Here is a 10,770-nt window from a genome sequence, read left to right as displayed (position 1 = left end):
CGAGATCTACACTCTTTCCCTACACGACGCTCTTCCGATCTAAGAGAGAGCACCCGGGGAAAGACGGGGCGACGTGAGCCCGGACGAAATCCCAGGATGGCGGGAACCAAGAAGACGAGAGCCCGGGAGTCAAGTTCCCTGAAACCCGCCGCGCGGCCGGATGACGGCGTGAGGGGAATGCGGATGGGGGGACTGCCCGAGCGCTTGGTTCGCGAATCGTCCGGGTTGATGGGATGGTTTTTTTCCGGCACCCTCTGGAAAAAACACCTCACGATCACCCAGGGGAGGCCATGGATTTTTCAGGCATGAATTTTCTGGAAGAGACGACGCTTACCGGCGCCTCGGGACGGGCATACCCGTTCCGGATATTTTCGCTGAAAGAGGATTTCGATCCGACACCTGCGCTCTACCTGCTCGGCTACCGCCACCCAAAGGGGCATATCGCCGGGTACAACGTGGTGCCGCTCTACCTCGGCCTCGCAGAGGACCTGCGCCGTGAGCTTGCCGGGCATCCGAGTGCGCAGTGCCTGCGCTTCGAGCTCTGCAACTGCGTCTGCCTGCCCGATGAAAGCATCCCACCCGCGCAATGGCCTGCCTGCTGCGCCGACCTCGCCCGAAGTCTCGACCTTCGCTGCGGCTCCGATCCAACCTCGGCGCCCTGAAGGCGTCCGAACATTCCTGCAAATTCTTCCGAAGTCCTTCTTTCGCGCCTTTCGGCGCTGCGGGAGCGTCACTCTCTCGCGGCGGCCGCGAAGTTGCGCGCCAGGGGAGTGGCGCCCGTGCGGCGCCAGGCCAAGGCCAGGCGGGTCACCGGCGCCTGCCCCGCGAGCTCGCGGTAGACCACGCCGGGAACGCTGAGCGCCCGCATGCACGCGGGCACCAGCGAGACGCCCATCTGCGCGGCCACGAAATTGACCACCGAGCTTATCTGCGGGGCGGACTGGCCGAAGATCGGCTCGAAGCCGGCCGAGCGGCAGGCCGAAACGACCGTGTCAAAAAGGCTCAGCCCCACTGGCCTGGGCGTGAGGATGAACGGGTCGTATTCGAGGCGTCTGAGATCGAGCTTTTCGTCTCCCGCGGCCGCGTGGCCCGTCGGAACGACCGCGAGCATGGGCTCCATGGCGATGGGGCAGATGTCGAGCTCGCCGCCCGTGGCCGAGACCGGGCGCAGGAAGGCCGCGTCCAGGTCGCCCCGGGAAAGCGCGGCGGCCAGGCGCGTGGTGTTGGCCTCTTCGAGGGAGAGTTCCACGTCTGGATAGGCGCTGCGGAAGGCGCTGATGACCGAGGTGACCGCGGGATTGAAGGACGCGGCCCCGGTGAAGCCCAGGCGCAGCACGCCGGTCTCGCCGCGCGCCGCCCTGCGCGCGCTGCGCAGGGCCCGCTCCGCCTGCATGGGCAAGCTCTGCACGGTATCGCGAAAGGCCCGGCCCGCCTCGGTCAGCTCAGCGCCTTGCGGCACGCGCATGAAGAGTTCAGCGCCGACCTCCGCCTCGAGGTCGCGGATCTGCTGGCTGAGCGGCGGCTGGCTGATGCCGAGCCTCGCCGCGGCGCGTGTGAAGTTCCTCTCCTCGGCCACGGCCAGGAAGTAGCGGATGTGTCGCAGCTCCATGCGCCATATTTAAAACATATCAAGAAGCCTTGGGCAATATATTGGACGGACTGCGAGGCCGGGCGCATAGTGGCTGCACCAAGGAGCCGTCTGCATGGAAGAGAGTTCCCGCCCCCCGTCGTCGGGCGGTATGTCCGTCCCGTCCGCTTGCGGCGCGTCGTCCGGCTCGCCGCTCAGAGCCGCGGCAGGAACGGCGGGCTCTGACGCGACATCTCGTGACGCGACATCCCGTGACGCGACGTTTCGCGATGCGGCGCCCCGAGATGCTGCGCGAGGGGCTTCGCCCCAGTGGACCAGGCGCGGCACCCGCTGCTACCGCCGCATCAGCCTGGCGCTCTTCCTGGCGGGTTTCGCCACCTTCTCGCTCATCTACTGCGTGCAGCCGCTGCTGCCCGAGTTCGCGCAGGAATTTTCCGTGGGCGCGGCCGAAAGCTCCGTCGCCCTCTCCCTGACCACGGGCCTCCTGGCCTTCTCCATCCTCTGCGCGGGCGCGGTCTCCGAGGCGCTCGGCCGCCGGGGGCTCATGTTCTGGGCCATGGCCGCCGCAGCCGGGCTGAACATCTGCGTGGCCTTCGCCCCCTCCTGGCACGTGCTGCTCGTGGAGCGGGCGCTGGAGGGGCTGGTGCTCGGCGGCGTGCCCGCCGTGGCCATGGCCTACCTCGCGGAGGAGATCCACCCCGGCGGGCTCGGCTTCGCCATGGGGCTCTACGTCGGGGGCACGGCCTTCGGCGGCATGTTCGGCCGCGTGGCCACGGGCATGATCACCCAGTACACCTCCTGGCGCATGGCCGTGGGCGTGCTCGGCGGCCTCGGCCTCGCCGCTGCGCTCGGCTTCATCGCGCTTCTGCCCGCCTCGCGCAACTTCACGCCCAGGCCCGGCTTCAACGCCCGCCACCACCTGGCCGCCTGGGGCGGGCACCTGCGCAGCAGAGGGCTGCCGCTGCTCTTCCTCATCGGCTGCCTGGTCATGGGCGCCTTCGTCACGGTCTACAACTACTCCACCTTCCGGCTGCTGCAGCCGCCCTACGGCCTCACCCAGGCCCACGTCAGCCTCATCTTCACCGCCTACCTCTTCGGCATCGCGGCCTCGTCCACGGCAGGCGCCCTGTCCGACCGCATCGGCCGCGGCCCGGTCCTCGTCTCGGGCCTGTGCATCGCCGGGCTCGGCCTCGGCCTGACCTGCCTCACGGGCCTCGTTCCGATCATCGGCGGCATCGTCATCCTGACCATCGGCTTCTTCGTCACCCATTCCGTGGCCAGCGGCTGGGTTGGGCGGCTGGCCGAGGGCTCCAAGGGGCACGCGGCCTCGCTCTACCTCCTTGCCTACTACATGGGCTCGAGCATCATGGGCACGTCCGGCGGCTGGTTCTGGGCCGAAGGCGGCTGGCCCGCGCTGGCGCTCTTCACCGGCACGCTGCTCGCGGGCGGCCTCCTCGCCGCGCTGGCGCTGCGCAGCCGCACTGCCCGCCCCGAGGCGGCGCTCGACGTCTTGCGCAATTGACAGCCCCGCCCCTTGTGCTCGAGACGGCTGCCACGAGTCGCGCGTCTGGCTGCCTCCCGGCGCTGGACAGCACCGTCTACACGCTACTGTCCAACCACATCGGAACGACGGGCGGCCGGCACGCATGCGTCGGCAGCGGGGTGTGGGGACCGTGCGGGAAGCTTCTGGCGGACGTGGGCGTAGACGGGCGAGGGCTGGCCGTGGCCGATCTCGAGCACGCCGTGCTCAAGGACGCGCGGGCGCGCGAGACCATGCCCGCGGATATCGGGGAATGCGACCCGGCCCGCGTCGCAAGGCACGCGGTCCACAGCCTTGTATAGGCGGCAGGCGCGGGCAGGGGCTTGTTGAGAAAAGGGGCGGCCCTAGACCACGCAGTTCACGCCCTTTTGCTTGGCGGCCTGCAGGCGGCCGAGAACGCCCAGCACCTGCTGGTCCACCTGGGCGGAGACCATGTCGCCGGAGTCCATGGCGTCGGCGAGGCGGGCCTTGAATTCGGACTGCCAGTCCACCTTGCCGCTCGCGTTCGTGCCGGTCAGCAGGGACCCGGCGTTGCTGGACAGGGTTCCCTTCTCGGGGTCGAAGGACAGGGCCGTGCGGTCGCCGAGGCTGATCTGCCCGGCGTCGTACAGGGACTGGCTCAGGTCGTCGAGATCGCCCGCGTCCATGGAGTTCAGGTCGTACTGCGTGGCCAGGGCACGCCAGATGTCGAAGGACTGCGACGAACTCGAGAGAAACGTCGTGGCCGAGCCCGAAGAGCTGGACGAGGTGGACGACGTGCGGGCAGCGGCCTGCGTCTGGTCCTGGCCGTCCTGGTTCAGGGTCGAGAGCAGGCTCTGTGGGTAGTATCCGTAGATCGAATTCGAATCGACGCGCATGGCTGTCTCCAGGGAAGAGTTTTCCGCGTGTCCCGGCATCTGCAAGGCTGATACCAGCCCGGCCCGCGCGACCGGCTCCCCGTCCGTCCGAACGCGGCGCTTGACCCCGGCGACGGGCCGCGTATGCATGGGGCATGGCCGCTGCCGAGCGCGGGGACGACCTCCGCTATTTCACCCATCCCGCCCTGCGCGGCGCGGAGATGATGCGCGCCCATTTCGTGGACCGCGTCTTCGCGCGCCACAGCCACGACTGCTACGCCCTGGGCGTGATCGAGGCGGGGGCGCTCGGCTTTCGCTACCGGGGCGAGCGGGTGGTGGCGCACGAGGGGTTGGTCAACCTGGTGGTGCCGGGCGAGGCGCACGACGGGCAGGCCGCCGTGGGGCAGGGCTGGCGCTACCGCATGTTCTACCTCGCGCCGGAGCTGCTCGCCGGGGCCGAGGCCGACGCGGGCGGCAGGGGCAGGCTGCCGCATTTCGCCGCCGGCGTGCTGCGCGACCCGGACCTGGCCCGCCGCATCCGGCGGCTGCACGCCCTGGCCGAGGAGCGCCGCGCCCCGGACCTTGCCGTGCGGGAACTCTTCGGCGCCCTGCTCGTGGACTGGATCGCCCGCCATGCGGAGACGCGGCCTTCCCCCGCGTCCGCGGGCCGCGAGCCCGCCGCCGTGCGCCGCGCGCGCGAGCTCCTGCACGCGCGCTTCGCGGAGGGCGTCAGCCTGGACGAACTGGCCGCCGCGGCCGGGCTCTCCCCCTTCCACCTCACCCGCACCTTCACCGCTGCGCTCGGGCTGCCGCCGCACGCCTACCAGCGCCAGCTCCGCCTGGCCCAGGCGCGCCGCCTGCTGCGCGAGGCACCGGACGCGGGGCTGCGCCTTGCGGACGTGGCCCAGGAGACGGGCTTCGCCGACCAGAGCCACCTCACCCGGGCCTTTCGCGACGCCTTCGGCCTGACGCCCGGGGCCTACCGCAAGAACGTTCAAAACTCGTAAGCCGGGTTGCCGCATGCTGCTCCCCATGGAGGCGGCAATGCGAAACGACGTGCGTGCATGCGCGGATCTCGGCGCGGCGATGGTCATCGTGGGCAGCAGCGTGGTGGCGGGCAAGCTGGCCCTGGCGACCATGCCGCTCTATCTCTCCCAGGCCCTGCGCTTCGGGCTGGCGAGCCTCGTGCTCGTACCCCTGCTCCTGCTCCGCGAGGGGCGCTTTCCGGCGCTTGCCCCGCGCGGCTGGGGCGTCATCGCGGCGCTCGCGCTCTGCGGCTCGTTCCTCTTCAACGTCCTTTTGCTGCACGGCCTGCGCCTGACCAGCGCCGCCGCGGCCGGGATCATCGCCAGCACCACCCCGGCCTGCATGGGGCTCATAGCCTTCGCCTTCCTGCGCCAGCGGCTCGGCGTCCGGGCCGTGCTCGGCATCGCCTGCAGCGTCTGTGGCGTGGCCGTGCTCAACGTCTCCGGGCTCGGACCCGGCGAGGCCGCGGCCGCAAGCGGCGCAGCGGCCGCGGACTTCGGTCGGAACCTGGCCGGAAGCCTGCTGGTGCTGGGCGCGGTGGCGGCGGAATCCTGCTTCCTGCTCCTGCGCCGCGCCCTGCCCGAGGAGCTCTCGCCCCTTTCCGTGGCCACCCTGGTCAGCCTGGCCGGGCTCCTCTTCTTCCTGCCCCCGGCAATCGGGGAGATCTCCCAGGGCCTGCCCGCGCCCATCGGCCTCGCTGGCTGGCTGGACGTCGTCTACTACGCCCTGTGCATCACCATCCTGGCCTACGTGCTCTGGTTTCGCGGCGTGACCCGCGTGCCGCCCGCCACTGCCGCGGTCATGACCGGAATCATGCCCGTCTCGGCCGCCTGCCTCTCCTGGCTCGTGCTCGGCGAGGCGGTGCGGGCCGAGCAGATCGCGGGCTGCCTGCTCGTGTGCGGCAGCATCCTGCTCCTGGCCGTGCCCTCCCGCGCAAAGGCCGCCTGATGCCCTGAGGTCCGCGTCCTGCCCGGATGTCCTTCGGAGGATCGCGGGTGGGGCGGGTGCTCTGCGGATGATTTTTTTTCGTAGCTCCGGGACGGGGTCGCTTGAATCCCGTTCAGGACTCTTTCAGCGCATGTCCTCCGCCCCTTCGCGGGAATCACGCCCTCTCTCCATCAAATTCGATTCCCCTCCGTCGAAAAGAAAATAATATTGCAGCGCAACGGGTTGCGGGCGGAATAAAAATTTTTTTCGCCTCAAGAAGGCCCTAAACCGCGTTCCAGCCGCGCCGTTTCAGGCCTGGGGGAAGATGGGCGCGTTTCCTGTCCGGCGTTGCCTCGGTTCCTGAATCTGCTATACATGTCATAGTCCCCAATCCCTCCTTTTCTCCATTCTCTCGCTCCCGGGGCCCGTAAATTGCATTTCTGCTGAGAGGTACCGTCATGAACAAGGCACTGTCGTTTCTCGCCATCACCGTCACCCTGGCGGCAGCGTTCTGGGCGCATCGCGAATTCGATTCCGTGCGCGCCGAACTCAGGCACAGCCAGGACCAGACCTTCCGCCTCGAGGCCGAGGTGGAGAAGGGCAGAACCGCCGTCGCGCTCCTGCACAAGTTCGTGCTCATGAACCAGGAAAAGCTGAAGAGCATGACGCGGCGCAAGATTTTGACGGTCACGGCCTACAGCCCCCGCGAGTGCGAAACCGACTCCACTCCCTTCATCACCGCCTCCAACAGCCCCGTGCGCGCGGGCATCGTGGCCGTGTCGCGCGACCTGTTCGAGAACGGCTGGGTCTTCGGCAAGAAGGTCTACATCAAGAACCTCGGCGTCTTCGTCATCGACGACCTGATGGCCGAGTCCAAGCGCGACCACCTGGACATCTTCATCTACGACCCTGTGCAGGCCCAGAACTTCGGCGCCAAGAAGCTGGAGGTCTTCCTCCTCGGGGCCTGATGCCGCCGCAAGGCGGCGGAAATCCGACGCCTCCCGTCCGGGCGCAAGGGCGCGCGGGCCAGGGGGGCGCCGCATGCCGCGCGGGCAGAGAGGGCGGGCGCAACTAAACAGCTGTTTATTTTTCCGCCCGCTTCTGCTAGTCCCTCACGCGAGACGGGTGCCGTCTCCACGACGAAAGCCGATCTTCATGAGGACGAACCGCATGCGCATGCATCGTATCCTGACCGCATTGCTCCTGCTCCTCGGCCTGGCCGTGTCGGCGCAGGCGCAGCAGCCCGCCCCGACGCCCGCGGCGCAGGGCACGTACCTGACTCCGCCCGCGGCTCCCATGGTGCCCGCGGGGATGGCGCCCGCGGCTCCGTCGCCCGCGGTCGCGACGCCCGCGACGCCCGCAGGCACGCCCGCGGCCCTCAACCCCGAGGATCCCCTGGCCGGCGCAGAAGCGCCCATCGACCTGCAGGCGGCGGTCGAGCGCAGCCTGCTCTTCAACCCGCAGATCGAATCAGCCCGCTTCCAGCTCTCCGGCTCGGAGTACGGGCGCAAGTCGGCCCTGGGCGCCATGGGCCCCTCGGCCACGACCTCCTACGGCTACACCCGCCACGACCGCCCGACCGTCAGCTCCACCTCCGGCCGGGTCAGCGTCGCCCGCGACCAGTGGATATACTCCCTGAATGTGACCCAGCCGATCTTCCACGGCTTCGCGCTGCTTTCCGCCTACCAGAAGGCCAAGCTTGCCAAGGAGCAGGCCAAGGCGCAGCTGGACAACGCGGAACTGATCCTCATCCAGACGGTGCAGGACTCCTTCCTGCAACTCCTGCAGGCGCGCATGGACGTGAAGTCCTCGGAGGACTCCGTGGCCCGGCTGCGCTCGCAGCTGCAGGTCACCCAGGCCTTCTACGACGTGGGGCTGAAGCCCAAGCTGGACGTGCTCCAGGCCGAGGTGGACCTCGCCACGGCCGAGCAGCAGCTTCTGACCGCCAAGAACAGCGTGGCCACCCAGACCGCGCAGCTGAACACGCTTATCGGCCTGCCGCTGGAGTATCCGGCCAGGTATGTGGGCGAGCTGACCTACATCCCGTTCCAGCGCACGCTCGACGACTGCCTCGCCCGGGCCTACACCAAGCGTCCGGACCTCGAGATCGGCCGCAAGAGCGTGGAGATGGCCCAAAAGGACGCCAAGATCGCGGCGGGCACCTTCTACCCCAACGTGGACGCCAGCTACGACTACTCCCAGACCGGCGACACCCCCCGGGCCGACGGCACCTCGAGCTACTCCAAGTACGCCAGCGAATGGTCCGTGGGCGCCAAGGCCACCTGGAACTTCTTCTCCTCGGGCAAGGACTTCAACGCCTACGAGCAGGCCAAGGAGACCGTGGCCAAGGTCGAGGCCGACCTGGCCGACACGCGCCTGAACGCGGGCTTCTCGGTCAAGCAGGACCTCCTCGACCTGCAGGTGGCCTCGGACCGCATCAGCGTGGCCAAGAAGTCCATCGCCGCGGCGCAGGAGGGCTACCGCATGGCCGTGGCCCGCTACCAGGCCCAGGTGGGCACCAACACCGAGGTGCTCGACGCCCAGTCGCGCCTCTCCAGCGCGGAATTCCAGCTTTCGAGCGCCCTGGCCGACTACCAGCGCGCCCTCTCCAGGCTCTACGTGGCCATGGGCGAGCGCAACCTCGCCTTGAGCATGCAGTAGACATCCGCACGCCGCGCCACGCAAAAACGCCGGGCACCCTCGCGGGCCGCCCGGCGTTTTCGTTCGCGGACAGGAAGACCCCGTCGGGGGGAGGCTACTTGTTGAGCGCCTCGTCCAGGCCCTTGGCCGTGGCGAACTTGACCGCACGCTTGGCCGGAATCTTGATGGCCTTGCCGGTCTGGGGGTTGCGCCCCTCGCGCGCGGGGCGCTGCTTGAGGGAGAAGGAACCCACGCCGGGCAGGCGGACGCCCTCGTCGGACTCGATACCCTTGGCCAGGATGGCGCAGAAGGCGTCGAAGGTCTTTTCGGCCTCGACCTTGGTGGTCAGGACGTCAGGCAGAGCGTTCTTGAGTTCGTCGACAAATTGGGCCTTGGTGAACATGCGGGATACCTCCTTGGAAGCCCGGGACTTTGCACAGGCAAAGTCCGTGATGATAAGGGTCCCCTTTGCCGCTTGTACCGTCCCTTGTCAAACGAAATTCCGGTGAACTCGATTCACTTCGGAGAGGCTCCGGCTTGCCCGGGCGCAGCAAAGAATATAAGGCTCAGGGAAGAAGTGGGGGTAGGCATGGCGTATGAGGCGCAGGGCCGTCCGAGGCTCGTGCTCATGGTCGAGAACGAGCAGGCGAGAGAGGCCTATCTGGAATGCGTCCGCGCGGCACGGGCCGAGGCGGACGTGGTTTCCGGGCCGCGCGCGCTGCACGAGAGGCTGGTGCGCGAGGCGTACAGCGGCCTGCTCGTGGACCTGCCCACCCTGATCAAGGCCCCCCACGCGGACAAGTGCATGGTGCGCAAGGACATGGAGCTCTATCCGGTCCTTCGCCTGCGCTACGACGAGGGGGAGCGCAAGGTGCGCGGCCTCTTCTACGGCCAGGAGAGTCCGGACGGGGACGTGGTCGCGCAGTTCATCCGCCAGGAGCTCGGGGCCGTGTCCCCCCGCCTGCTGCGCGCCTCGCCGCGCAGGAAGCTGAACTTCAACGCGCTCGTCTGCCGCGGCGACGTCTTCGACCCCGAGAACGCGCTGCGCACGGTGACGCTCGACGTCTCGCGGGGCGGCTGCTTCCTCGTCACCTGCGAGGAATTCCCCCCCGGAGCGGAGATCTGCCTGCGCTTCCTCGAGCTCGGCGATCCGGCGCCCATGCGCGCCGTCTTGCGCAGACGCGTGGAATGGGGCAAGAGCATGGCCGTGCCGGGCATCGGCGTGGAGTTCCTGGACCTGAGCGAGGAACAGCGCAAGGCGCTCGACACATGGCTGGCCCGCCGCCGGTTCTTTGCCGCCGAGGTCGGGGAGCACCCCGCGGACGCCGTGCTCGGGGACCTTTCCGACCTGGGAGAGCTGCCGGACCTGGATTTGTCGGATCTGGGGCTGGCGGACCCGGCCGACCGGGCGGATTGCGCCGGAGGAGACTCCGGCAGGCGGAACGGACGCGCCGGGCGTCCTGAATGATTTCATTGCGAGGGCACATGAGCGACAAGAATCTGAACGTCACCGACTTCCTGGCCCGCGGCATCCTCATCGGCGGCGCGCTCGGCGTGGTGGGCGGCTGGCTGATCGCGGACATGCGGCGCGGCCTCTTCCTGGGCATGCTCTGCGGGGCCCTCGCCGGGCTGACCATCGCCGCCCGCCGTCGCCGCTGATCCCGTTCCCGCCCGCAGTCTCCGCCGATCCGATCCCATCCCGGGCGACAGGCCCGGCATCCTCCGGCACCACTCCGTTTTCCTGCTTCTCGTCCCCGTTCAGGCCGCGCGGCACGACGCGCGGCCGGTGGATGCTTCCCCTTTCTTTTGCCGCCTCTTTTGACTTTTCCTCCTTTCGGGGTATATCGGGAACAAGGTGCACGGTCCGGCCGTCCGGTCCGGCATCGGCAAACCTCAAGCGAAAGGAGCTGTTCATGTCCAAGGAGAACGTCAAGTGCATGAGCGGGGTACTGGCCTCGGTCTTCGCGCACCTCGGAGGGATTTCCAAGGAGGAGGCGCGCGAGATCTGCGGCCTGGACGAGGGCAAGTTCGAGGAGGTCTATTCCAAGGCCGGGCTCATCGCCAAGAAGCTCGACAACATCAGCGGCGACAAGATGGACCATTTCCTCGATTATTTCGCCAAGGAGATCGACGACTACGTGCGCGAGACGACGCACTACTTCTACCTGACCTAGTCGGGACCGGGCCAGCCTGAACGGCCGCCGCCCAGGCGC

Annotated in this window: 12 protein-coding genes; 9 read left to right on the top strand and 3 right to left on the bottom strand. The window is 68.5% G+C overall.

Annotated features, from left to right (window positions below):
• The first annotated feature begins 290 nt into the window (after nucleotides 1-290).
• Entirely contained in the window at nucleotides 291-662 is a 372-nt protein-coding gene (locus DSX2_RS05435) for a hypothetical protein (RefSeq protein WP_020880153.1), read from the top strand.
• A 68-nt stretch (nucleotides 663-730) separates the two neighbouring features.
• Here DSX2_RS05435 and DSX2_RS05430 read toward each other — a convergent pair whose 3' ends face one another.
• Nucleotides 731-1,609, bottom strand: a complete 879-nt coding sequence (locus DSX2_RS05430) for a LysR family transcriptional regulator (protein ID WP_020880152.1) — start codon at nucleotides 1,607-1,609, stop codon at nucleotides 731-733.
• Nucleotides 1,610-1,703: 94 nt separating this feature from the next.
• On the opposite strand from DSX2_RS05430, the gene DSX2_RS05425 reads away from it, so the two are divergent.
• Nucleotides 1,704-3,110: an MFS transporter gene (locus tag DSX2_RS05425; RefSeq protein WP_020880151.1), complete on the top strand. Its 1,407-nt coding sequence runs from the start codon at nucleotides 1,704-1,706 to the stop codon at nucleotides 3,108-3,110.
• Nucleotides 3,111-3,472: 362 nt separating this feature from the next.
• On the opposite strand, the gene DSX2_RS05415 is transcribed toward DSX2_RS05425, so the two are convergent.
• Complete coding sequence (locus tag DSX2_RS05415; RefSeq protein WP_020880150.1) at nucleotides 3,473-3,985, bottom strand: hypothetical protein; 513 nt, start codon at nucleotides 3,983-3,985, stop codon at nucleotides 3,473-3,475.
• Nucleotides 3,986-4,119: 134 nt separating this feature from the next.
• Between DSX2_RS05415 and DSX2_RS05410 the strand changes: the two genes are divergently transcribed.
• The 4 genes from DSX2_RS05410 to DSX2_RS05395 all read left to right on the top strand — a co-directional run bounded on the left by DSX2_RS05410 (nucleotide 4,120) and on the right by DSX2_RS05395 (nucleotide 8,578).
• Nucleotides 4,120-4,971 (top strand): AraC family transcriptional regulator, encoded by an 852-nt coding sequence (locus DSX2_RS05410; protein WP_020880149.1) that lies wholly within the window; start codon nucleotides 4,120-4,122, stop codon nucleotides 4,969-4,971.
• A gap of 37 nt (nucleotides 4,972-5,008) precedes the next feature.
• Nucleotides 5,009-5,938: a DMT family transporter gene (locus DSX2_RS05405; RefSeq protein ID WP_020880148.1), complete on the top strand. Its 930-nt coding sequence runs from the start codon at nucleotides 5,009-5,011 to the stop codon at nucleotides 5,936-5,938.
• Nucleotides 5,939-6,375: 437 nt separating this feature from the next.
• Nucleotides 6,376-6,885 (top strand): 3D domain-containing protein, encoded by a 510-nt coding sequence (locus tag DSX2_RS05400; protein ID WP_020880147.1) that lies wholly within the window; start codon nucleotides 6,376-6,378, stop codon nucleotides 6,883-6,885.
• 202 nt (nucleotides 6,886-7,087) lie between these two features.
• Nucleotides 7,088-8,578, top strand: coding sequence for a TolC family protein (locus tag DSX2_RS05395; protein WP_020880146.1), 1,491 nt, complete (start codon nucleotides 7,088-7,090; stop codon nucleotides 8,576-8,578).
• Nucleotides 8,579-8,672: 94 nt separating this feature from the next.
• Here DSX2_RS05395 and DSX2_RS05390 read toward each other — a convergent pair whose 3' ends face one another.
• Nucleotides 8,673-8,960, bottom strand: a complete 288-nt coding sequence (locus tag DSX2_RS05390) for an HU family DNA-binding protein (RefSeq protein ID WP_020880145.1) — start codon at nucleotides 8,958-8,960, stop codon at nucleotides 8,673-8,675.
• Between the two features lie 186 nt (nucleotides 8,961-9,146).
• Between DSX2_RS05390 and DSX2_RS17465 the strand changes: the two genes are divergently transcribed.
• The 3 genes from DSX2_RS17465 (at nucleotide 9,147) to DSX2_RS05380 (ending at nucleotide 10,731) form a co-directional block, all read left to right on the top strand.
• Nucleotides 9,147-10,025 (top strand): PilZ domain-containing protein, encoded by an 879-nt coding sequence (locus tag DSX2_RS17465; protein WP_020880144.1) that lies wholly within the window; start codon nucleotides 9,147-9,149, stop codon nucleotides 10,023-10,025.
• A 17-nt stretch (nucleotides 10,026-10,042) separates the two neighbouring features.
• Nucleotides 10,043-10,216: a hypothetical protein gene (locus tag DSX2_RS18530; protein WP_020880143.1), complete on the top strand. Its 174-nt coding sequence runs from the start codon at nucleotides 10,043-10,045 to the stop codon at nucleotides 10,214-10,216.
• A gap of 254 nt (nucleotides 10,217-10,470) precedes the next feature.
• A complete protein-coding gene (locus tag DSX2_RS05380; protein WP_020880142.1) occupies nucleotides 10,471-10,731 on the top strand; it encodes a hypothetical protein in 261 nt (86 codons plus the stop codon).
• Nucleotides 10,732-10,770: the final 39 nt, after the last annotated feature.

Origin of the sequence: Desulfovibrio sp. X2, from assembly GCF_000422205.1 — a bacterium.
In the GTDB taxonomy this organism is placed as follows: domain Bacteria; phylum Desulfobacterota; class Desulfovibrionia; order Desulfovibrionales; family Desulfovibrionaceae; genus Alkalidesulfovibrio.
Note: the sequence above shows the minus strand (reverse complement) of the source record. Positions and strands in the feature narration are given on the sequence as shown.

What these genes read in the sequence shown, in the direction of transcription:
- DSX2_RS05435 (WP_020880153.1), top strand. Translation starts at nt 291, where the DNA reads ATGGATTTTTCAGGCATGAATTTTCTGGAAGAGACGACGCTTACCGGC.
- DSX2_RS05430 (WP_020880152.1), bottom strand. Translation starts at nt 1,609, where the DNA reads ATGGAGCTGCGACACATCCGCTACTTCCTGGCCGTGGCCGAGGAGAGG.
- DSX2_RS05425 (WP_020880151.1), top strand. Translation starts at nt 1,704, where the DNA reads ATGGAAGAGAGTTCCCGCCCCCCGTCGTCGGGCGGTATGTCCGTCCCG.
- DSX2_RS05415 (WP_020880150.1), bottom strand. Translation starts at nt 3,985, where the DNA reads ATGCGCGTCGATTCGAATTCGATCTACGGATACTACCCACAGAGCCTG.
- DSX2_RS05410 (WP_020880149.1), top strand. Translation starts at nt 4,120, where the DNA reads ATGGCCGCTGCCGAGCGCGGGGACGACCTCCGCTATTTCACCCATCCC.
- DSX2_RS05405 (WP_020880148.1), top strand. Translation starts at nt 5,009, where the DNA reads ATGCGAAACGACGTGCGTGCATGCGCGGATCTCGGCGCGGCGATGGTC.
- DSX2_RS05400 (WP_020880147.1), top strand. Translation starts at nt 6,376, where the DNA reads ATGAACAAGGCACTGTCGTTTCTCGCCATCACCGTCACCCTGGCGGCA.
- DSX2_RS05395 (WP_020880146.1), top strand. Translation starts at nt 7,088, where the DNA reads ATGCGCATGCATCGTATCCTGACCGCATTGCTCCTGCTCCTCGGCCTG.
- DSX2_RS05390 (WP_020880145.1), bottom strand. Translation starts at nt 8,960, where the DNA reads ATGTTCACCAAGGCCCAATTTGTCGACGAACTCAAGAACGCTCTGCCT.
- DSX2_RS17465 (WP_020880144.1), top strand. Translation starts at nt 9,147, where the DNA reads ATGGCGTATGAGGCGCAGGGCCGTCCGAGGCTCGTGCTCATGGTCGAG.
- DSX2_RS18530 (WP_020880143.1), top strand. Translation starts at nt 10,043, where the DNA reads ATGAGCGACAAGAATCTGAACGTCACCGACTTCCTGGCCCGCGGCATC.
- DSX2_RS05380 (WP_020880142.1), top strand. Translation starts at nt 10,471, where the DNA reads ATGTCCAAGGAGAACGTCAAGTGCATGAGCGGGGTACTGGCCTCGGTC.